Here is a 21,786-nt window from a genome sequence, read left to right as displayed (position 1 = left end):
CGTGTAGTCTTGGCCCATGCCGCAAGAGACCCGCCGCCTTCGCCTCACCAGCCCCGACGCCACCTGCGGGCTGGCGCGGCACCTCGCCCCGCGGCTCGGGGCGGGCGACGTGTTGCTGCTCTCGGGCCCCGTCGGCGCGGGCAAGACCCATTTCGCCCGCTGCCTGATCCGCGCCCTCACCACGCCGACCGAAGAGGTGCCATCCCCCACCTACACGCTGGTGCAGACCTATCCCGGCCCAGCCACCGATATCTGGCACGCCGATCTATACCGGCTCACCGACCCCGCCGAGATTGTCGAACTCGGTCTCGCCGAGGCTTTTGACGCGGCCATCACGCTCGTCGAATGGCCCGACCGCCTCGCCGACATGACCCCGGAGACGGCGCTGCATCTCGATTTCGCCCACGGCACCGCGCCAGAGACGCGCCACCTCACCCTGCGCTGGTCCGATCCGCGCTGGACACCCCGGCTCGCGGACGCAAAGGTGCACGCCGATGCCTGAGGACCGCACCGCCCGGATCGACGCCTTTCTCGCCGCCAATGGCTGGGGCAGCGCCACGCGCCACGCGCTCGCGGGCGACGCCTCCAACCGGCGCTACCTGCGGCTGGTGCAGCCCGACGGCGCACGCGCGGTGCTGATGGACGCCCCGCCCGAACGCGGCGAGGACGTGCGCCCCTTCACGGCAATCGCGCGCCACCTCGGCAGCCTCGGCCTCTCCGCCCCCGCGATCCTTGTCCAGGACACGCAGGCGGGCCTGCTGCTGCTGGAGGACTTGGGCGATGCCCTCTTTGCCCGGGTGCTGGAGGATACCCCGGCGCTGGAGCCAGAGCTCTACCGCGCCGCCACCGACCTGCTGGTGGATCTGCATCGCCATGCGCCGCCCCCGGGCCTCGCCCCTTATGATCCGCCGCTGATGGCCGATCTCGCGGCCCTCGCGCTCGACTGGTATCATCACGGTGCCACCGGCGACGGGAATGCCGCGCTTCGCGCCCGGCTTTGCGCCATGTTAGAGACACATCTGGCCGCACTGCCGGAGGCCGACAGCGTCCTGATCCAGCGCGACTACCACGCCGAGAACCTGCTCTGGCTACCCGACCGCGCCGGCGTGGCGCGCGTCGGCCTGCTCGATTTCCAGGACGCGATGCGCGGTCACCGCGCCTACGATCTCGTCTCGCTGCTGCAAGACGCGCGCCGCGATGTCTCGCCCGCCACTGCCGACGCGATGCTCGCCCATTACATCGCCGCCACCGGCGCGGATGCAGAGGGCTTCACCACCGCGTTCCACTGGCTCGGCGCGCAGCGCAACCTGCGCATTCTCGGCGTCTTCGCCCGGCTCAGCCTGCGCGACGGCAAGCCGCATTACGTGGCGCTCATCCCCCGCGTCTGGGCGCATCTGCAAACCGACCTGCGCCACCCCGCGCTCGCCCCCCTCGCCGCGTTCGTGGCCGAGGCGCTGCCGCCGCCCACCCCCGCGCATCTTGCGCGCCTCACGTCGGGCCACGCGGCATGAGCTTTCCGGTGATGATCTTCGCCGCCGGGTTCGGCACGCGCATGGGCACGCTGACGCAGGACCGCCCCAAGCCGCTGGTCGAGGTCGCCGGCCGCCCGCTCATCGACCACGCGCTCGACCTCGTGGCCGATAATGCCCCGCCCCGCACGGTGGTCAACCTCCACTACCGCGCCGCACAACTGGCCGCGCATCTCGACGGGCGCGGCATCCTGCTCTCGCACGAGACGCCCGATATCCTCGACACCGGCGGCGGTCTGCGCGCGGCACTGCCGCTGCTCGGCACGGGTCCGGTGCTGACGATGAATTCCGACGCGATCTGGCAGGGGTCCAACCCGTTGTCGCATCTCGCGGCCCGCTGGGACGGCGCCCGCATGGGCGCGCTGCTCCTGTGCCTGCCGCCGGACCGCGCCCTTGGCCATGCCGGGCCGGGCGATTTCACGCTGGCCCCCGATGGCCGCCTCTCCCGCGGTCCGGGCCTGGTCTACTCCGGCGTGCAGGTGATCGACCCCGCCTGCCTCGCCGGTATCCCCGAGCGCGCCTTCTCGCTCAACCGCGTGTGGGACGCGCTCGCCGCCGAGGGCCGCCTTTTCGGCGCAATCTACCCGGGGCGCTGGTGCGATGTCGGCCACCCCGAGGGCATCGCCCTGGCCAAAGACATGCTGAAATCCGGCCATGTTCGAGACTGATCCCGCCCCCCGCATCTTCGGCCTCGCGCCGGGCGTGGATTTTCCCCGCGCGCTCATCGACGGCCTGCGCGCACGGCTCGGCGATGCGCCCCCCGAGGCGCTGGCGCGGGTACAGATCATCGTCAACACCCGCCGCATGGCCCGCCGCCTGCGCGACATCCTCGACGACGGGCCGCCCGGCCTTCTGCCACGTCTGAGCCTCGTCACCGATCTCGGCGAAAACTGGCAGGCAGGCCGCCTGCCGCCCCCCGCCCCGCGCCTGCGGCGACAGCTGGAACTGGCGCAGCTCGTCTCGGCGCTGCTCGACCGCGCGCCCGATATCGCGCCGCGCAGTGCCGTCTTCGGCCTCGCCGACAGCCTCGCCAAACTCATCGACGAGATGCACGGCGAGGGTGTCGCCCCCGAAACCATCGCCGCGCTCGACATCGCGGATCAGTCGGGGCACTGGGCACGGATCAAGACCTTTCTCGGCATCCTCCGACCCTTTTTCGACAGCGACGCCGACGCACCCGACGCAGAGGCGCGCCAGCGCCGCGTGGTCGAGGCGCTCATCGCGGCCTGGGCCGAAACGCCCCCCGACCACCCCGTGATCGTCGCCGGATCGACCGGATCGCGCGGGGCAACGCATATGCTGATGCAGGCGGTGGCGCGGCTGCCGCAGGGGGCGGTGGTGCTGCCGGGCTTCGATTTCGACGCGCCCGCGCATGTCTGGGGCGCCCTGACCGATCCCATGGTGTCCGAGGACCACCCGCAATTCCGCTTTGCCCGCCTCGTGCACGGCGCCGGGATCGCACCGGACGCGGTTCGGCCCTGGCATGACACCCCACCGCCCTGCCCCGCGCGCAACCGGCTCGTGTCGCTGGCGCTGCGGCCCGCGCCGGTGACGGATCAATGGCTGCGCGACGGCCCGGCGCTCACCGACATCCCCGGGGCGATGCAGCACGTCACCCTGCTCGAGGCGCCCGACACGCGGCGCGAGGCGCTGGCCATCGCCATGCGCCTGCGCGCCGCCGCCGAGGAAGGGATCACCGCCGCCCTAATCACCCCCGACCGCACGCTCACGCGGCAGGTCACCGCCGCGCTCGACCGCTGGCGCATCCTGCCCGATGACAGCGCCGGTCAGCCGCTGCATCTCTCGCCACCGGGGCGGTTCCTGCGCCATGTCGCCGATCTCTTCGCCGACCGCACCGGGGCCGACGCGCTGCTCGCGCTGCTCAAGCATCCGCTCGCCCATACCGGCGCGGGGCGCGGCACCCACCTGCGGCTCACCGGCCTGCTGGAGCATCACCTCCGCCGCCACGGCCCGCCCTATCCCGACGCCGACAGCCTGCGCGACTGGGCCGCCACCCGGCAACGCGAAGAGCCCGCCATCGTCCAATGGATCGACTGGGTCTGCACCTGCCTGATCGGTCGCGACCGGCCCGGTCCCGACCCGCTCAGTCTGCTCGTGACCGCCCACCGCACGCTGGCAGAGCGGATCGCCCGCGGAGCCGAGGCCCCCGAAGGCGCCGGCACGCTCTGGGACAAGGCCGCCGGCGAAGAGGCCCGCGCCGCGATGGACGAGCTGGCCGCCGAGGCCGCCTCTGGCGGCACCATGACGCCGCTCGACTATGCCCGCCTCGTCCACGACGCGCTTGCCGCGCGCGAGGCGCGCGACCCGGTCGAGCCACATCCCCGCATCCGCATCTGGGGCACGCTAGAGGCGCGGGTGCAAGGCGCCGACCTGCTCATTCTCGGCGGGCTCAACGAGGGCGGCTGGCCCGATCCGCCCCCGCCCGACCCGTGGCTCAACCGGGCACTGCGGGTTCAGGCAGGGCTGTTGCTGCCCGAGCGGCGCATCGGGCTTCAGGCGCATGATTTCCAGCAGGCGATCGCGGCGCGCGAGGTCTGGCTCACCCGCTCGGTGCGCTCGTCGGATGCACAGACGGTGGTCTCTCGCTGGCTCAACCGGGTGCAGAACCTGCTCGGCGGCCTGCCCGATCAGGGCGGCCCCGAAACGCTCGACGCGATGCGCGCGCGCGGCCGGGACTGGCTGCACCGCGCAGCCCTGCTCGAGGCGCCGGACGAGGTCCCCCGCGCCCTGCGCCCCGCGCCCTGCCCGCCACCCGGGCTGCGCCCCGACCGGCTGAGGATCACCGAGATCGAGACCCTGATCCGCGATCCCTACGCCATCTATGCCCGCCACATCCTGCGGCTGCGCCCGCTCGATCCGCTGATGAAGGTGCCCGACGCGCTCCTGCGCGGCACCGTGCACCACACCATTCTGGAACGTTTCATCGCCGAGACACGCGACCGCCCCGAGCGACTCACCGCGGCCGCCTTGAGGGAAATGACAGAGACTGTTCTGGCCCAAACCGTGCCCTGGGCCGAAGCACGCGCGCTCTGGCTCGCGCGGATGGAACGGGTCGCCCAATGGTTCGTGGCCCAGGAAGCCGCCCGTCGCGCCGGGGCCACCCCCGCCGCGCTCGAACGCCCCGCGACGCTGCGGCTCGCCGATCCGCCCTTCACCCTCACCGGCAAGGCCGACCGCATCGACATCGACCCGCAAGGCCGCGCGCTGCTCTACGATTACAAGACCGGTACCCCGCCGGGCAAAAAGGAACAGGCGCATTTCAACAAGCAGCTCCTGCTCGAGGCGGCGATGGTCGAGCGCGGTGATCTCGACGATCTCGGCCCGATGCCGGTGCGGCGCGCCGCCTATATCGGCATGGGCGCCAAGCCCGGCGAGATCGACGCCCCGCTAGACGAGATGCCGCCCGCGCGCATCCTGTCAGAGCTTGCCGCGCTGATCGCCGCCTACGGCGATCCCGCGACCGGCTATGTCGCCCGCCGCGCCCCACGCACCACCGAGGCGCGCGGCGATTACGATCAGCTCGCCCGCCACGGCGAATGGGACATCACCGATCCGCCACAGCGCATGAGGGTCGGCCAATGACCACGCTCCACCCCGCCTCCCTCGCACAGATCATCGCCGCACGACCCGACCGCTCCACCTGGCTTTCGGCCAATGCCGGGTCGGGCAAGACCCGGGTGCTTACCAACCGGGTGGCGCGGCTCCTGCTCGACGGCGTCAACCCGCAGCACATCCTGTGCCTGACCTACACCAAGGCCGCTGCCAGCGAGATGCAGATCCGCCTGTTCGACACGCTCGGCACATGGGCGATGATGCCCGATGGCGCCCTCGCGGCGGCGCTCGGCGATCTCGGTCACGACGGGGAAACCGGCCCCGACATGCTGCGCCGCGCGCGCCGCCTCTTCGCGCAGGCGATCGAGACGCCGGGCGGGTTGCGCATCCAGACCATCCACGCCTTCTGCGCGTCGCTCCTGCGCCGCTTTCCGCTCGAGGCGGGCGTGACCCCGGATTTCGCAGAGATCGACGACCAGACCGCACGCCTGCTGCGCGCCGAGATCGTTGAGGAGATCGCCGCCGGTCCCGAGGCCCCCGTGCTCTCCGCGCTCGCGCGCCACCACGCCGACGAAAGCCTCGATGCGCTGGCAAGGGACATCCTCGCCCGGCAGGCCGATTTCACCACCGCGCCCGACGATGCCGCGCTCTGCGCGCTGCTCGATCAACCCGGCGATCTAAGCCGCGACAGCATCGCCGCCCGGGTCTTTCTCGGCTCCGAGGGCGCGCTGCTTGACCAGCTCCTGCCGGTGCTGCGCGCGAGTTCCTCCAACGACGTCAAGGCTGCCGAGAAACTCGCCACGCTCACCGCGCTCGATTTCAGCGCGCTGCCGGTGCTCGAAAGCGTGTTTCTGCTGCAATCGGGCGAGAACGCGTTTGCACCGAAACTCCCCGGCATCACCCGCCAGCCTTTCCCTACGAACCCCATTCGCAAAGCACAGCCCGAGCTCATGGCAGAACTCGACGCATGGATGACGCGGGTGTCCGAAGCCCGCGAGGCCCGCCTCGCGCTCCTCACCATCGAACGCACCCGGGCGCTCCACGACTTCGCACAGGTCTTTATAAGGCTCTATTCCGGCGTAAAACAGCGCCGTGGCCTCTTGGACTTCGACGACCTGATCCTGCGCGCCCGCGACCTGCTCACCGACTCTTCGGTCGCCGCATGGGTGCTCTACCGGCTCGATGGCGGGATCGACCATATCCTCGTGGACGAGGCGCAGGACACCAGCCCCGTGCAGTGGCAGGTGATCGAGCGGCTGGCACAGGAATTCACCTCCGGCGCGGGCGCGCGGGCGGACGTGCGGCGTACGCTCTTCGTGGTGGGCGACCGCAAGCAGTCGATCTATTCCTTCCAGGGTGCCGACGCGCGCGAGTTCGACCGGATGCGGCAGGAATTCGGCCTCCGGCTCGACGCCACCGGCACCCCCCTGCAAGAGCGCCGCCTCGACTATTCCTTCCGCTCCTCGCAGGCCATTCTGCGGGCCGTGGATACCTGCCTCTCCGGGGCCGAAGAAAGCGGTTTTGCGCCGGATCAGAGCCACATCGCCTTCTTCGATACGCTGCCCGGCCGGGTCGACCTCTGGCCGCCCGTGGCCAAGCCCGAGAGCGCCGAGCCGCCGCCCTGGCATCACCCCGTCGATATCCCTGCCGAGACCGACCCGGCGGTGATCCTTGCCCGCCATATCGCCGACCATATCCGCGCGCTGCTCGACGCGCGCACCGCCATCCCCGACCGCGACGCAGAGGGCGGCGCGCGGCTGATGCGGGCGGGCGACGTGCTGATCCTCGTGCGCAGCCGCAGCCGCCTGTTTCACGAAATCATCCGCGCCTGCAAATCCGCCGACCTGCCCGTCGCCGGGGCTGACCGGCTCAAGGTCGGCGGCGAGCTTGCGGTGCGCGACCTCGCCGCGCTCCTGTCTTTCCTCGCCACCGGGGATGACGATCTCGCGCTTGCCACCGCACTGCGCTCGCCGCTCTTCGGCTTCACCGAGGCACAGCTTTTCGACCTTGCCGCCCATCGCGGCCGCCGCACCCTGTGGGAGGCGCTGCACGCCGCCCGCGCGGCACACCCCGAAACCCTCGCCATTCTCGACGACCTGCGCGACCATGCCGATTTCCTGCGCCCCTACGACCTGATCGAGCGGATGCTCACCCGCCACGAGGGCCGCCGCCGCCTGCTCGCCCGGCTCGGCCCCGAGGCCGAGGACGGCATCGACGCGTTGCTCGCGCAGGCGATGACCTACGAGGGCCGCGCCGTCAGTAGCCTCACCGGCTTTCTCGTCTGGATGGAAACCGACGAGATGGAGATCAAGCGCCAGATGGACAGCGCCGGAGACCGCATCCGCGTGATGACCGTGCACGGCGCCAAGGGGCTGGAGGCACCGGTGGTCATCCTGCCGCAGGCCGGGAAATGGAACGCGCCCACCGCCCCGGCCATCGTCATCCACGAGGGCACCCCGTTCTGGCGCGGCAACAAGGACGAGATGCCAGGCGCCCTCGCCACCGCCGCCGAAACCGGCCAGGCCGCGCAACTGGCCGAACGCGACCGCCTGCTCTACGTCGCCATGACCCGGGCCGAGAAATGGCTGATCGTCGCGGCGGCGGGCGACCTCGGCTCCGACGGGGCGGCGTGGCATGACCGCATCCGCGAAGGTCTCGCCACGGCGGGGGCAAGGCCGCACGCCTTCCCGACCGGCGACGGCCTCCGGCTCGAGGCTGGAGCCTGGCCGGAAACAGGTACTGATACGGCCCAACTGGCCCCTGGGACAGAGACAATCCTCGATCCGCTCTTCGCCGCCCACGCCCCCGCGCATGACACCGCGCCAAAGACCCTGAAGCCTTCTGATCTCGGCGGCGCCACCACGCTGCCCGGCGAGGGCGGGCTTGACGAGCCCGCCGCCAAGCGCCGCGGGCGGCAGGTCCACCGCCTGCTGGAAATCCTGCCGCCGCTACCCACCGCGGACCGCCCCGCCGCCGCCCACACCCTGCTCTGTCACGGCCCCGACGCCGCCAGCGAGGAAGAGATCGCGCTCCTGCTCGCCGAGGCGGAAAAGGTGCTGTCCAGGCCCTCCCTCGCCCACCTCTTCACCGCCGACGCGCTCGCCGAGGTGCCCTTTTCCGCCGCGCTCGACGCGCTTGGCGGGCGGCGCATCCACGGGGTGATCGACCGGCTGATCCTCGCACCCGACCGCGTGCTTGCCGTCGATTTCAAGACCAACGCCGTGCTGCCCGACCGCCCCGAGGATACCCCCGAGGGCCTGTTGCGGCAGATGGGCGCCTATGCCCACGCGCTCGCCGCGATCTACCCCGACCGCGAGGTCGAGACCGCGCTCCTCTGGACGCGCACCGCCACGCTGATGCCGCTGCCACACGCCCTCGTGACCGCGGCGCTCTTGCGGGCGGGATCGCTTGACGCCGGGGGCGGGGCTACATAGGTTCAGCGCAAGTTCCAGACACAGTCCCACACACAAGGAGTAATGCCGATGGCCACCGTCGCCGTAACCGATGCCACCTTCGACGCCGAGGTAAAGAATTCCGATATCCCCGTCGTGGTGGATTTCTGGGCCGAATGGTGCGGTCCCTGCAAACAGATCGGCCCCGCCCTCGAAGAGCTTGCCACAGAGATGGAAGGCAAGATCAAGGTCGCCAAGGTCGATGTTGACAGCAACCCCAATTCCGCCGTGGCGATGGGCGTGCGCGGCATCCCCGCGCTGTTCATTTTCAAGGACGGCGAGGTGATCTCCAACCGCGCCGGCGCCGCCCCCAAGGCCGCGCTGCAAAGCTGGATCGAAGACAGCATCTGAGACCCGGAAAGGTCGAGAGCGAAGGGCCGCGCCCCGCGCGGCCCTTTTCTTTTGCGCCGATATCCGCATGATCGCCCCATGACCCTGACCAATTCTGACATCGCCGACCTCACCGCGTTCCGCCGCGACTTGCACCGCCACCCCGAGATTTCCGGCAAGGAGGCCGAGACCGCGCGCCGGGTCACCGCGGCGCTCGGGCCGCACGCGCCCGACCACCTGCTCACCGGCATCGGCGGCCACGGCATCGCCGCCACCTACGCCGGTGCAGAGCCGGGACCGACCGTGCTCTTTCGCTGCGAGCTCGACGCGCTGCCCATCGCCGAGACCGGCACCGCCCCGCATCGCTCCACCGTGCCCGGCAACGGGCACCTCTGCGGGCATGATGGGCACATGGCGATCCTCGCGGGCCTCGCCCGCCTGCTGTCGCGCGCCCGCCCCGAACGCGGCCGCGCCGTGCTGCTGTTTCAGCCGGCCGAGGAAACCGGCGCGGGCGCGGCAGCCGTGCTCGCCGATCCGCGATTCGAGACTGTTTCACCGGATTACGCCTTTTCCCTCCACAATGTCCCCGGCATGCCCCTGGGCCATGTCTCGCTCATCCCCGGTCCGGTGACCTGCGCCTCGCGCGGCATGGAAATCACCCTGACGGGCCGCTCCGCCCACGCCTCGCAGCCCGAGACCGGCACCTCGCCGATGGCCGCGCTCGCCCGCCTCATGCCCGATCTCACGGCGCTGTCGCACGGCACGCTGGATGAGGCCGAATTCACCCTCGCCACCGTGACACATGCGCGGATGGGGCCGCCCGCCTTCGGCATCGCGCCGGGTGACGCGACCCTCCATGCGACGCTGCGCACGCTCACCGATGACCGCATGGCGGCCCTCGTGAACGCGGCGGAAACGCTGGTGTCAGAGACGGCGGCGGCCCACGGTCTCTCCGCCGAGATCGCGTGGCACGACATCTTCGCCCATTCCGAGAACCACCCCGAGGCCACCCGCATCATCGAAACCGCGCTCGACGCGCTCGGCCTCGTCCATGACGGGCGCGGTCTGCCCATGCGCCCGTCCGAGGATTTCGGGCGCTTCGGCCATTCCGCCCGGGCGGCGATGCTGTTTCTCGGCGCCGGACAGGATCACCCGGCGCTCCACAATCCCGATTACGACTTTCCCGACGACCTCATCCCCACGGGCGTGCGGATCTTCCACCGCATCGCCCGCGACCTGCTCGGCTGACCACAGACCTTGCACCCCGCGCGCACCCCTTCCATATAGGGCCAACCACACCGGAGGACGCATGAGCGACGAATTTCCAGGCTGGCACGGCACCACCATCATCGGCGTGCGCAAGGGCGGCGAGGTGGTCGTCGCGGGCGACGGGCAGGTGAGCCTCGGCCAGACCGTGATCAAGGGCTCGGCTCGCAAGGTACGCCGCCTCTCGCCCGGCGGCTACGACGTGGTGGCGGGCTTTGCCGGGTCCACGGCGGACGCCTTCACCCTTCTGGAAAAGCTCGAGGCGCGGCTCGAGGCCACGCCCGGCCAGCTTCAGCGCGCCTGCGTCGATCTCGCCAAGGAATGGCGCACCGACAAGTACCTGCAAAAGCTAGAGGCCATGCTCATCGTCACCGACGGGGATCAGCTTTACGTCATCACCGGCGCGGGCGACGTGCTTGAGCCGGAGCACGACATCGCCGCCATCGGCTCGGGCGGCATGTACGCCCTCGCCGCCGCGCGCGGGCTGTCAGAGACCGACCACACCGCAGAGGAAATCGCCCGCAAGGCGATGGCGATCGCCGCCGACATCTGCGTCTACACCAACGGCAACCTGACCGTGGAAAAGATCGCGCGCAGCTAGAGCATGTTGCTCAAAAGTGGGAACCGGTTTTGAGCTCCTTGAACATGCGAATCAAGGAGTTAGAGCGTGTCGCGTGAATGCGAATGATCGCGACACGCTTTAGCCCTTCTTCTCCACCGCCTCCATATAGGCGCGCAGAACGGCGTTCATCCGCGTTTGATAGCCCTTGCCCTGGCGCTTGAAAAAGTCGAGCACATCGCGGTCAACGCGTAGCGAGATGGGCTTTTTCGCCTCGGGCAGATCGTCCAGATCAAGCCCGCCCGCCTCGACAAAGATCGCCCGGGCGAAATCCCATTCAGGCTCGTCAAACACCGGATCATCCGCGGCCGCCGCGTCCTGTTCCGCCTCGCGCTCGACGCGCTCCCAATCGCTCTGCCCTTTCTGGCGCCGGATCTCGTCAAGGCTCATGCGCGTGATAGTGTCGTCGCTCATTCCGCTTGGCCCTCCTTGCCGAAATCAACCGAAGCTCGTCGCCCCGCCGCGTGAAAACCACCGCATATTCCAACCCGTCCACCATACCGATCGCCAGCCATCGCGGTTCGTCCCGGTGGGACGGAATGACCAGAAGCCGCCCCGCGAACATCGGCAGGATATCGACGAAGTCGATCCCATGCTTTGCAAGGACCGCCTCGCGCTTGGCCTCGTCCCATGAGAACCTCACGCTCGCGTCTCACCAGTAGTATATACGATCTGTATATACAAATCACAACCCCTTCAATTCCCCGCCCGCCATGCGTATCTCTGCCGCAAACCGGTAAAGGATTCCTCAATGACAGACCTCACCCCGCGCGAGATCGTCTCCGAGCTCGACCGCTTCATCATCGGCCAAAAGGACGCCAAGCGCGCCACCGCCGTGGCGCTGCGCAACCGCTGGCGGCGCAAGCAACTGCCCGATGACCTGCGCGAGGAGGTCTATCCCAAGAACATCCTGATGATCGGCCCCACCGGCGTCGGCAAAACGGAAATCAGCCGCCGCCTCGCCAAGCTCGCCCGCGCCCCCTTCATCAAGATCGAGGCCACCAAGTTCACCGAGGTGGGCTATGTCGGTCGCGACGTCGAGCAGATCATCCGCGATCTCGTCGACAGCGCCATCGCCCAGACCCGCGAATATATGCGCGAGGACGTCAAGACCCGCGCCCAGGCCGCCGCCGAAGAGCGCGTCATCACCGCCATCGCCGGCGAGGATGCCCGCGACGCCACCCGCGAAATGTTCCGCAAGAAGCTGCGCGATGGCCTGCTCGACGACACCGTGATCGAGATCGACGTCACCGACACCTCCAACCCCCTCGGCGGGATGGAGATTCCGGGCCAGCCCGGCGGCCAGATCATGAATCTCGGCGACATCTTCGGCAAGGCGTTCGGCGGTCGCACCACCCGCAAGCGCATCACCGTGGCCGAGAGCCACGACCTCCTCGTCAGCGAAGAGGCCGACAAGCTGCTCGATGACGAAACGGTCACCCGCACCGCCCTCGAGTCGGTCGAGCAGAACGGCATCGTCTTTCTCGACGAGATCGACAAGGTCTGCGCCAAGTCCGACGCGCGCGGCGGCGATGTCAGCCGCGAGGGCGTGCAGCGCGACCTGCTGCCGCTGATCGAGGGCACCACCGTCTCCACCAAGCACGGCGCCGTGCGCACCGACCATATCCTCTTCATCGCGTCGGGCGCCTTCCATATCGCCAAGCCGTCAGACCTGCTGCCCGAACTGCAGGGCCGCCTGCCCATCCGGGTGGAGCTGCGCGCGCTGACCGAGGCCGATTTCGTCCGCATCCTGACCGAGACCGACAACGCCCTCACCCGCCAATACACCGCCCTGATGGGCACCGAGGAGGTGACCGTCGACTTTACTGAGGACGGCATCGCCGCGCTCGCCCGCATCGCGGCAGAGGTCAACCAGTCGGTCGAAAACATCGGCGCCCGCCGCCTCTACACGGTGATGGAACGGGTGTTCGAAGAACTCTCCTTCACCGCCCCCGACCGCGCGGGAGAGGCGGTGACGGTGGACGCTGCGTTTGTCGAGAAGAACCTTGGCGAGCTGATGCGGTCGGCGGATTTGTCGAGGTATGTGTTGTAATGTCGCCTAGGCTCTGGACTCATTGAGTTTCACAGCCAGTAGATGACGAGTGCGGCGAGAGCGATGGCGGAGAAGAATGCCTTGGGGCATCTGTTATATCTGGTCGCGACGCGCCTCCAGTCCTTGAGCCTGCCGAACATGATCTCGATCCGGTTGCGGCGTTTGTAGCGGCGCTTGTCGTATTTGACCGGGGTCTTGCGTTGTTTCCGACCTGGGATGCAGGCGCGTATCCCCTTGTCTTGCAAGGCGTCTCGGAACCAGTCGGCGTCGTAGCCGCGGTCTCCGAGCAACCATTTGACGTTTGGCAGGCTGCTCAACAGCGCCCGCGCGCCAATGTAATCACTGATCTGTCCGGCAGAGACGAAAAAATCGATCGGCCGCCCCTGACTGTCACAGATGGCGTGCAGCTTGGTGTTCATCCCGCCCTTGGTGCGTCCAATCAGGCGGCCGCGCCCCCCTTTTTGACGCCCAGACTGGACGCCGTTCTGTGGGCTTTCAGGTAAGTCGCGTCGATCATCACGGTCTTCTTCTCGCCGTGTTCGGCGGCCAGTCCTGTCATCATCTTTGCGAAGATCCCCCTATCGCTCCAACGCTTCCAGCGATTGTAGAGCGTCTTGTGAGGGCCGTATTCCTTTGGCGCATCCCGCCAGCGTAACCCATTGCGATTGATAAAGATAATACCACTCAAGACGCGTCTGTCGTCGACACGAGGTTTGCCGTGCGACTTGGGGAAGTAAGGGGAAAGACGCGCCATCTGCGCGTCGCTCAGCCAGAAGAGATCAGACATGTCACCGCTCCGTTTTCGGTGCCGTGAATCACGCAGAGCGTCTGAAATCAATGGGTCCAGAGCCTAACAAGGGGGATCAGCCCCGATTCGCCCACCCGGGCGGAAACCGCTTTTCTCTTCCCCCGTTTCACGCAAAATGGGGCCATGCCGATTCCCGCCCCCGTTGTGACCGGCCTCCGGCGCACCCTCTCCCGCCTCCTTTCCCGTCGCGCACCACCCCCGGCGCAGGCCCCTTTGCCCCTGTCGACACTGGCCCCCGAGCGGCCCTTCGTGGCGGTCGGGGATATCCACGGGCGGGCCGATCTCCTGCTCGATCTCGACCGGCAGATCGCGGCCCACTGCGCCGGCTGGCCGGTGGTCCTGCTGGGCGATTACATCGACCGAGGCGAGCAGAGCCGCGAGGTGCTGGACCTGTTGATGACACTCTCGGCCGAGGGCACGCCGCCCGTCACCTGCCTGATGGGCAACCACGAGCGTATGCTGCTGGATTTCTTGGATTTTCCCGAGAGGCGCGGCCCCGTCTGGCTCCGCAATGGCGGCCTGCAAACGCTGGCCAGCTTCGGCATCGCCCCGCCCGTGGGTGCCCAGGCCGATGCCACCGCCCTCGGGACGCTGCGCGACCGGCTGGCCGATGCGATGGGAGAACCGATGATCGCCTGGTTGCGGGCGCGGCCATTGTTCTGGCAGAGCGGCAATATCTGGGCCGTCCATGCCGGTGCCGACCCGGACCGGCCGATCCCCGACCAGGCGACCGATACCCTGACCTGGGGTCATGCCGATTTCCTGCGTCGGCCGCGTCCCGACGGGCACTGGGTGGCGCATGGTCACAGCATCGTCGATACGCCCGAGGTCCGCGACGGCCGCATCGCGCTCGACACCGGGGCCTACGCCACCGGCCGCTTGACAGCGGCGGCCATCGCCGCCGGCGACGTGCGGTTTTTCCAAACCGGCCCAGGCCTTTAGCCCGCGCCAGCCCCCCGTCCAACCCGTGCACCGGGATGATGAGGACCGGCGCCACGCCTGTCCCCGAATGACGCAGGCACTTTACCTTATGGGTGTTATCAACTAGTAGCTCTCAACCACAGGTTGGGGATTGCCGTTCGATGAATGACACCAGACACCCTCTTTTCGAGCAGGCCATTCCCCGCCCGTCACGAACCGAGGTCGCGGACGACGAAATCGACCTGGTGGAGCTTCTCCGCGCACTTTGGCGCGGCAAGTTGACCATCATGCTGGTGACGGCACTGGCGATCCTAGCGGGCGGATACTACGCGCTTGGCCTGGCCCAGCCGGAATACCGTTCGAGTGCCAAGCTCATGCTGGAGGTGCGCAGCAACCAGGTCGTCGATATCGAGAGCGTGATGTCCGGGGTCTCGACCGAAACCGCCGCGCTGAACACCGAGATCGAGATCATCCTGTCACGACGGCTCTTGGGCAAGCTGGTGGACGAGCTGGCACTGGTGGACGACCCGGAGTTCAACCCCGACCTGAGATCGCCGCCGCTCATCGCACAGGCCCGTTCCCGGGTGCAGGCCCTGCTGTCCGCATTGCTCAGCACAGGGACAGCGCAGCAGGAGAGCGCAAGAAAGACTCCCCGGGCCGAGGCCGTCGACGGGCTGCGCGACGCGCTCTCGGCCTCGGTGCAACGGGATACCTACGTGTTCACCATCTCCGCCACCACCGGCAGCGCCGACAAGTCGGCGCGGATCGTGAACACCCTGGCCGACCTCTACCTCCAGGACCAGATTTCGGTAAAGTTCGAGGCCACCGAGACAGCGGTCACATGGCTGTCGAAACGGGTCACAGAGCTTGAACAGGATCTCCGCAAAAGGGAGGAGACGCTCAAGGCCGCGCGGGCCGAGACCGACCTTGTCAGCCCCGAAACGCTGCAAGGCCTCAACCTTCGGTCCAAGGACATGCGCGAGCGGCTCGAGGAAATGCGCGCGCGTGCGCGCGAGGCCGAGGCAGAGGTGATCCACCTGCAAGAGCTGCGCGATACCGGAAACCGAGAGTCCATAACCGAGGAAACCGGCGACCCCTCGCTTCGGCAGTTGCTGACCCCCATCGCGCGCGGCGATGCCGAGGCCAAAACCCTGTTCGATCAACGCCTCGATACCCTGATCGGGGGGGCGCGCGAGGCTCGTGAACGGATCCTGGGCCAGACCAACGCGCTGGCAACCTCGTATCAGAACCTGCAGCGCCGCATCGACCGTCAATCCGCCGACCTGGTGCGCATTCAGCAGATGGAGCGCGAGACAGAGACCACGCGCACGCTATACGAGACATTTCTCACCCGGCTCAAGGAAACCACGGTGCAGCGCGGGCTTCAGCAGGCCGACAGCCGGGTGCTCTCGGACGCCATCCCCGGCGAGAAGGTCGCCCCGCGCACGGCGCTGATCGTCGCACTGTCCATGATGCTGGGGCTGATGGCCGGGGCGGCGATCGTGCTCGTCCGGCAGTTCATGCATGACACGTTCCGCAACGCAGAGGACCTAGAGGCCGCGATAGGATTGCCCGTGCTCGGCCAAATACCGAGAATGCCGCTCAAGGCCCGCGAAGACCTGATCGGTTACCTGCGGGACAAGCCCACATCCGCCCCGGCCGAGGCGGTGCGCAACCTGCGCACCTCTCTCCTGCTGTCGAATATCGACAATCCGCCCAAGGTAATCATGTCCACCTCCGCCCTGCCTGGCGAGGGCAAGACCACGCAATCCATCGCGCTGGCGCAGAACCTGGCAGGGCTGGGAAAGAAGGTGCTGCTGATCGAGGGCGACATCCGCCGACGGGTCTTTGCCGAATACTTCCGCAACGCCCCGCAAGGCGGGGTCCTGACCGCGTTGTCGGGCGAGATCCCGCTGCACGAGGTGGTGTTTCACGACGACCGTCTCGGTGCCGACGTGCTGATGGGCGAGAAATCGCGCGCCAACGCCGCCGACCTGTTCTCGTCCGACACGTTCAGCGCCTTCGTGGCACGGGCGCGCAACGCCTATGATTTCGTCATCATCGACACCCCGCCGGTGCTGGTGGTGCCCGACGCGCGGGTAATCGGCCAGCATGTCGATGCCATCATGTTTACCGTCGCCTGGAACAGCACGCAGCACTCACAGGTTGCCGCCGCCCTGCGCGAGTTTGCCTCTGCCAATCTGACGATCACCGGCATTGCACTGGCACAGATCGACCCGAGAGGGATGCGCCGATATGGCTATGACGGCAAGTACGGGGCCTACGGGGCCTATGGCAGGGGCTACTACGAGGCGGCCTGAATCGTGCCGCCCGAATATCGGCTGTTTAAATCTGACGCGACTTCGCATACACTCAACCTGAAGATGTTTTCACTAGGCAAGGAATCCGGAAATGAAGACGGTCACAGGTTCCACTTTGGCTCTCGTCGCAGGGCTCGCCACGGCTCTACCTGCGATTGCGCAGCAATCCGCGGTTCGACAGGACAATGAAACGGCCGTGGAAATGGCCACCCGCCTCGGTGTGTGCGGTGGCGCCGGGATCGAAACCGCCCGGTTTGGCGGAGCCGGAGACACCCTGAGAGTCAGATGCGTCAACGCGACCGCCGGTATGGAAGGTGGGCTTGGCGGCGGCGGCGCCATCCTTGCCGGCCTCGTTGTCGTTGCAATCGTCGCCGCAGCATCGGGCGGCGGCGGCAGCAGTTCCACGCCCGGCACCTGACAGGCGACCGCTCGGGGGGGCTATTATGAGCACCCCGCGGCATGTGGGCGGGTACGGCGGCTCGCAGCACGCAAAAGGCGTCTGGCACTCCGGCTGGCTGCTGCGCTCCCGGACTCCCACTTCCACCGCGAGTCCCCGAATAGAAACAACTAAAGATTGTGCCTGGTCTAAACAAAATCTACCCCGGCACGCTCGCCGTAACCCTAATGTCACGATCCCCATCGCCGAGCGGAATTGACGAACTTCTATCGTTGTTTTCGTTCCGCATTCTGCTAACCACACGTCATGCGGGAGTTGTCGAGGGAAACAGGTGCCTGGGTGATCGCGGCGGTGTTCGGCGCGGCTCATGCAGCATTTGCGGACGACGCGCCGACGATCGGGACCGGCTACAACAGCTACGGCTACCCCGGCCTGATCGACATGCCTGTCGCGAAGAGCAGGCCCGATGGCGAGTTGGCCTTCACCGCAAGCAGCTTTGCCGGGCAGGCCCGCAATACGCTGACCTTTCAGATTCTGCCCCGCGTGTCGGGCAGTTTCCGTTACTCCGTGCTCGACAACTTGGCGAATGCGGGCCGCGGCACACTCTATGATCGCAGCTTCTCGTTGCACTACCGTTTCGCCGATGAAACCGCTCTGCGCCCTGCCCTCGCGGTCGGGCTCAACGATTTTCTCGGCACCGGCATTTATTCCTCGGAATACCTCGTTGCCACCAAGACCTTTGGCGAGTCCGTTCGGCTCACCGGCGGGATCGGCTGGGGGCGGCTCGGCGGGTCGGGCGGGTTCACCAACCCCCTCGGCGTGTTCGACGATCGGTTCAAGCGTCGGCCCGAGCGTGACTTCGGCAAAGGCGGCGATGTGGAAGCGGCGCAATTCTTCCGCGGCGACGCGGCGCTCTTTGGCGGGATCGAATGGCAGGCGACCGACCGGCTGAAGTTCACGGTCGAATACTCCTCCGACGATCATCCGCGCGAGGACCCCAGCGCGTTCAGGCGCAAATCACAGTTGAACTTCGGGGTCACATACGGCCTCGGGCCGATGACGGACCTGTCGCTGCGTTACCTCTATGGCAGCGAACTGGGCGTGCAGCTCAGCACCGCGCTCAATCCGAAATCCCCGCCCAACCATGCCGGGCGCGATCCCGCGCCGCCGCCCATCCTGGCACGCAACGCCCCGACAGTGGCCGCGCTCGGCTGGACCGACGGCGTTGTCGAGCGCGATGCGCTGCGCGGCGATATCGCGCGCGCGCTTTCTTCACAGGGCCTCGGGCTGCATGGCTTTTCACTGTCCGGCGGCACCGCCCGGATCGAGATCGAGAACGACACCTACCTTCAGGAGGCACAGGCGGTCGGGCGCACGGCACGGGTGCTCGCACGACACCTGCCCGCGCATGTCGATGTTTTCGACATCACGCTTGTCGATGCGGGCCTTCCGGTCACGCAGATCAGCCTCCGCCGCGACAACATGGAGACGCTCGAACATGATCTGGACGGCGCGTGGAAAAGCTTTGCCCGCGCGCGAATCTCCTCGCCCGAGGGGACGACCACCCCCGCGCCAGAACGCTACCCGGGCTTTGACTGGACCATTTCGCCTTATCTGAGCCCCAGCTTCTTCGACCCCGACGGTCCGCTTCGGGCCGATGCGGGGGCGCAGCTCGATGTATCCTTTCAGCCGATGCCGGGGTTTGAGGTCTCCGGCATCCTGCGCCAGAAGGTGCTTGGCAATCTCGACGACGCGACGCGACGCTCGGATTCGGTGCTGCCCCGGGTCCGCAGCGATTTCGCGCTCTATGACCGTGAGGGGGAAACCGCTCTCACCCAGCTGACAGGCGCGCATTATTTCAAGCCCGGTCGCGATCTCTATGGCCGGGTGACGGTCGGATACTTTGAGCGGATGTTCGGCGGGCTGTCCACCGAACTGCTGTGGAAACGCAACGACAGCCCCTTCGCGCTGGGGGCAGAGGTCAATTACGCCTGGCAGCGCGATTTCGATGGCGGGTTCGGCTTTCGCAACTACGAGGTGGCGACGGGCCACGTCTCGGCCTACTGGGACATGGGCAACGGCTTTCACGCGCAGGTCGATGCCGGCCGCTATCTCGCCGAAGACTGGGGCGCGACCATCTCGCTGGATCGCGAATTCGGCAATGGCTGGCGGATCGGCGCCTTCGCGACGCTGACCGATGTGCCCTTCGACACCTTCGGCGAGGGCTCGTTCGACAAGGGCATTCGCATCACCGTGCCGATCCGGTGGCTGACCGGCGAGCCCAACAAGACCGCCTACACCACCACGATCCGGCCCGTGCAGCGCGACGGCGGCGCGCGCCTCGACGTGCCGGGGCGGCTCTACGACCGGGTTCGCCCGCGGCAGAAACCGGCGCTGCAGGATGGCTGGGGGAGGTTCTGGCGATGAACGTCCGCCTCCGCCCCGGACGCGCCGCGCTGGCGGCCGGTCTTGTGCTGTTGCTGGCCGCAGGATGCGACCGGATGAGCCGGACGCTGGACCTCACCGGCACCGTGGCCGCCGTGCCGCCGCAACCGATCGGGCCCGCGCGCCTGCGCGTCACCCTGCCCGCCACCGGCGCGCAGGCCACGCTGGCCCCGGTGGCCCGCAACGGCGGCGTGACCGTCTGGCAGACGCTCGACGGCATCACGCTCAGCTTTCGCAGCGGGGTGCTGGTCGCGACGCGCGGGCTGGGGGACGACCTGATGTCCGCCGATGTCGACGGCACACTGGCGATGCTGCGCGGCACCGATAAGGCGACGCATTATCCCCATATCCGCAGCTATCTCGACGGCGAGGATCGCACGGTGTTTCGCAGCTTCCAATGCCGCCGGGACGTGCGGGCCGAGACCGGACCGGTCCGCCGGATTACTGAGCGCTGCGCCTCGCCGCATGGCGGGATGACCAACACCTACTGGCTTGATCAGACCGGCGAGATCACGAGATCACGGCAATGGGTCAGCCCGGCCATCGACTACATGGAAACCGAACGCCTGCCGCGCGAGTGATCCCCGGGGCGAATAAAGGAGGATGACAAGATGAGACACCGCAGGGCCGGATTCGGCGCGCATCCGCTACACGCTCTGGCACTTGCGGCGGGGCTCCTCCTGCCAGCGGCTTGCGGCGTCGTCTACACCAGCCCCAATGTCAGCCGCACGGCGGGGGGCGTGGATGTGCGCGAGATCGCCCTGACACCGGAAACCGTCATCATGGCCAACCGCAGCCCCTACAGCCCGCGCAACCTGCCGCGGGAATTCCACAGCACCGCCAGCGCCCGGCAGGGGCCCGGCCTCGGCACACTGCCCGCCGCCCCGGACGTACCCACCGCACGACCCGCCGCGCTGGAAATGCGCCTCCCTCCGGCGTTCGAGCCGCGGCCCTACCGGATCGGCATTGGCGATGTCGTGCTTCTGGCCACCAAGACAAACGGCGACACCGTCGAGCGGCTGAGCGGCCTGCTGGCCGCGCAGACCCAGCGGCAGGGCTATACCGTCTCCGATGACGGGGCGATCTCGATCCCCGATATCGGTCGTGTCGAGATCGGCGGCCTGACCCTGCAAGAGGCGCAGGACCGGATCTTCCGCTTCCTGCTCGAAAACCAGGTGGACCCGGCCTTCTCGCTCGAGGTCGCGGAGTTCAACTCGCAACATGTCACCGTGGGCGGTGCCGTGAACCAGGCCGCGCGCCTGCCGGTCACGTTGACCCCGCCGGTGCTTGGCGACGCCCTCACCGCCGCGGGTGGCGTGACGGTGCGCGACGAGGAATTCGCATCATTGCGGCTCTACCGTGACGGCACGCTCTACCAGATCCCCTACGAAGACTATCTCGCGCGCCCCGACCTGCACGACCTGCCACTCAAGGACGGTGACGCGGTCTTCGTCGACAATACCTACGACCTCGACCGCGCTTTTGAGTTCTACCGTCAGGAGGTGGACGTGATCCGCCTGCGCTCGCAGGCGCGCAAGGATACGCTCGACATGATGCAGGCCGAGATGGCGCTCCGGCGCAGCGTCCTGGAGGAGCGGCGCAGCAATTTCCGCGCGCGCACAGAGTTGGGGGCCGAGCCGCGCGACTACATCTACCTCGCCGGCGAGGTCAAGCAACAGGCCCGCGTGCCGCTACCCTACGCGCAGCAGGCCACGCTCGCGGATGTGCTCTATGGCGAGGGCGGCATCCCGACCCGCACCGGCAACCCGGGCAATATCTACGTGCTGCGCCCGTCGCAGGACCCCGCCGATTTCGGGGCTGTCACCGCCTGGCACCTCGATACGCGCAACGCCGTCAACATCACCCTAGCCACGCGGATGCAAATGCGCCCTAACGACATCGTCTTCGTCGAGGAGCAACCGGTCACCAAGTGGAACCGCGTGATCCAGCAGATCGTGCCATCGCTGCTGACAACACCCGCAAGTATCGCGGCGCGGTGAGGTAGCCCGCACAGGGCAGGCTCCCCTGGCGGATGCCGTTTGCCCGCGACAAGCCTCCTTGCGACCGTGCCT

At 68.0% G+C, this 21,786-nt stretch carries 18 protein-coding genes; 15 read left to right on the top strand and 3 right to left on the bottom strand.

Annotation, left to right across the window (positions count from 1 at the left end):
- Positions 1 to 16 precede the first annotated feature (16 nt).
- From tsaE to hslV, 8 genes are all read left to right on the top strand, one after another.
- On the top strand, positions 17 to 502 hold the full coding sequence (gene tsaE / locus C6W92_RS01890; protein WP_129431380.1) for a tRNA (adenosine(37)-N6)-threonylcarbamoyltransferase complex ATPase subunit type 1 TsaE: 486 nt from the start codon (positions 17 to 19) through the stop codon (positions 500 to 502).
- On the top strand, positions 495 to 1,511 hold the full coding sequence (locus C6W92_RS01885) for a phosphotransferase (RefSeq protein WP_129431379.1): 1,017 nt from the start codon (positions 495 to 497) through the stop codon (positions 1,509 to 1,511). The genes tsaE and C6W92_RS01885 overlap by 8 nt, the downstream gene beginning before the upstream one ends.
- On the top strand, positions 1,508 to 2,197 hold the full coding sequence (locus tag C6W92_RS01880; RefSeq protein WP_129431378.1) for a nucleotidyltransferase family protein: 690 nt from the start codon (positions 1,508 to 1,510) through the stop codon (positions 2,195 to 2,197). The genes C6W92_RS01885 and C6W92_RS01880 overlap by 4 nt, the downstream gene beginning before the upstream one ends.
- On the top strand, positions 2,184 to 5,132 hold the full coding sequence (addB, locus tag C6W92_RS01875) for a double-strand break repair protein AddB (protein ID WP_129431377.1): 2,949 nt from the start codon (positions 2,184 to 2,186) through the stop codon (positions 5,130 to 5,132). Before C6W92_RS01880 ends, addB begins: the two co-directional genes overlap by 14 nt.
- On the top strand, positions 5,129 to 8,536 hold the full coding sequence (addA, locus tag C6W92_RS01870) for a double-strand break repair helicase AddA (RefSeq protein WP_129431376.1): 3,408 nt from the start codon (positions 5,129 to 5,131) through the stop codon (positions 8,534 to 8,536). The genes addB and addA overlap by 4 nt, the downstream gene beginning before the upstream one ends.
- A gap of 48 nt (positions 8,537 to 8,584) precedes the next feature.
- On the top strand, positions 8,585 to 8,905 hold the full coding sequence (gene trxA / locus C6W92_RS01865) for a thioredoxin (protein ID WP_104018221.1): 321 nt from the start codon (positions 8,585 to 8,587) through the stop codon (positions 8,903 to 8,905).
- Between the two features lie 78 nt (positions 8,906 to 8,983).
- Complete coding sequence (locus C6W92_RS01860; RefSeq protein WP_129431375.1) at positions 8,984 to 10,132, top strand: amidohydrolase; 1,149 nt, start codon at positions 8,984 to 8,986, stop codon at positions 10,130 to 10,132.
- A 61-nt stretch (positions 10,133 to 10,193) separates the two neighbouring features.
- Positions 10,194 to 10,751, top strand: a complete 558-nt coding sequence (gene hslV / locus C6W92_RS01855; protein ID WP_129431374.1) for an ATP-dependent protease subunit HslV — start codon at positions 10,194 to 10,196, stop codon at positions 10,749 to 10,751.
- 99 nt (positions 10,752 to 10,850) lie between these two features.
- Here the strand turns inward: hslV and C6W92_RS01850 are convergent, their stop codons facing one another.
- The gene (locus tag C6W92_RS01850) at positions 10,851 to 11,183 is read right to left on the bottom strand and encodes a BrnA antitoxin family protein (protein WP_129431373.1); all 333 of its coding nucleotides are present in this window, start codon (positions 11,181 to 11,183) and stop codon (positions 10,851 to 10,853) included.
- Positions 11,149 to 11,412 (bottom strand): BrnT family toxin, encoded by a 264-nt coding sequence (locus tag C6W92_RS01845; protein WP_129431372.1) that lies wholly within the window; start codon positions 11,410 to 11,412, stop codon positions 11,149 to 11,151. Before C6W92_RS01845 ends, C6W92_RS01850 begins: the two co-directional genes overlap by 35 nt.
- Before the next feature lie 108 nt (positions 11,413 to 11,520).
- Between C6W92_RS01845 and hslU the strand changes: the two genes are divergently transcribed.
- Complete coding sequence (gene hslU, locus C6W92_RS01840; protein WP_129431371.1) at positions 11,521 to 12,822, top strand: ATP-dependent protease ATPase subunit HslU; 1,302 nt, start codon at positions 11,521 to 11,523, stop codon at positions 12,820 to 12,822.
- A 29-nt stretch (positions 12,823 to 12,851) separates the two neighbouring features.
- On the opposite strand, the gene C6W92_RS01835 is transcribed toward hslU, so the two are convergent.
- Positions 12,852 to 13,609, bottom strand: a protein-coding gene (locus C6W92_RS01835; RefSeq protein ID WP_129431370.1) for an IS5 family transposase whose coding sequence is annotated in 2 segments (ribosomal slippage) — positions 12,852 to 13,288 and positions 13,288 to 13,609 — 759 coding nt in all. Because the reading frame shifts where the segments join, the coding sequence is not laid out codon by codon here.
- Between the two features lie 234 nt (positions 13,610 to 13,843).
- On the opposite strand from C6W92_RS01835, the gene C6W92_RS01830 reads away from it, so the two are divergent.
- From C6W92_RS01830 to C6W92_RS01805, 6 genes are all read left to right on the top strand, one after another.
- Positions 13,844 to 14,572, top strand: coding sequence for a metallophosphoesterase (locus C6W92_RS01830; RefSeq protein ID WP_241691040.1), 729 nt, complete (start codon positions 13,844 to 13,846; stop codon positions 14,570 to 14,572).
- Positions 14,573 to 14,712: 140 nt separating this feature from the next.
- Positions 14,713 to 16,872, top strand: a complete 2,160-nt coding sequence (locus tag C6W92_RS01825; RefSeq protein WP_129431369.1) for a polysaccharide biosynthesis tyrosine autokinase — start codon at positions 14,713 to 14,715, stop codon at positions 16,870 to 16,872.
- Between the two features lie 91 nt (positions 16,873 to 16,963).
- Positions 16,964 to 17,290 carry a hypothetical protein gene (locus C6W92_RS01820; protein ID WP_129431368.1) on the top strand — a complete coding sequence of 109 codons (327 nt, stop codon included), beginning with the start codon at positions 16,964 to 16,966 and terminating at the stop codon, positions 17,288 to 17,290.
- 294 nt (positions 17,291 to 17,584) lie between these two features.
- On the top strand, positions 17,585 to 19,696 hold the full coding sequence (locus tag C6W92_RS01815) for a YjbH domain-containing protein (protein WP_241691039.1): 2,112 nt from the start codon (positions 17,585 to 17,587) through the stop codon (positions 19,694 to 19,696).
- Positions 19,693 to 20,295, top strand: coding sequence for a YjbF family lipoprotein (locus C6W92_RS01810; RefSeq protein WP_129431366.1), 603 nt, complete (start codon positions 19,693 to 19,695; stop codon positions 20,293 to 20,295). The genes C6W92_RS01815 and C6W92_RS01810 overlap by 4 nt, the downstream gene beginning before the upstream one ends.
- A gap of 30 nt (positions 20,296 to 20,325) precedes the next feature.
- Positions 20,326 to 21,714, top strand: a complete 1,389-nt coding sequence (locus C6W92_RS01805; protein WP_206735489.1) for a polysaccharide biosynthesis/export family protein — start codon at positions 20,326 to 20,328, stop codon at positions 21,712 to 21,714.
- Positions 21,715 to 21,786 lie beyond the last annotated feature (72 nt).

Origin of the sequence: Roseovarius sp. A46, from assembly GCF_004126395.1 — a bacterium.
Lineage (GTDB): Bacteria > Pseudomonadota > Alphaproteobacteria > Rhodobacterales > Rhodobacteraceae > Roseovarius > Roseovarius nitratireducens.
The sequence above is the reverse complement of the archived record's forward strand: the minus strand, read 5'-3'. Positions and strand labels throughout refer to the sequence as shown.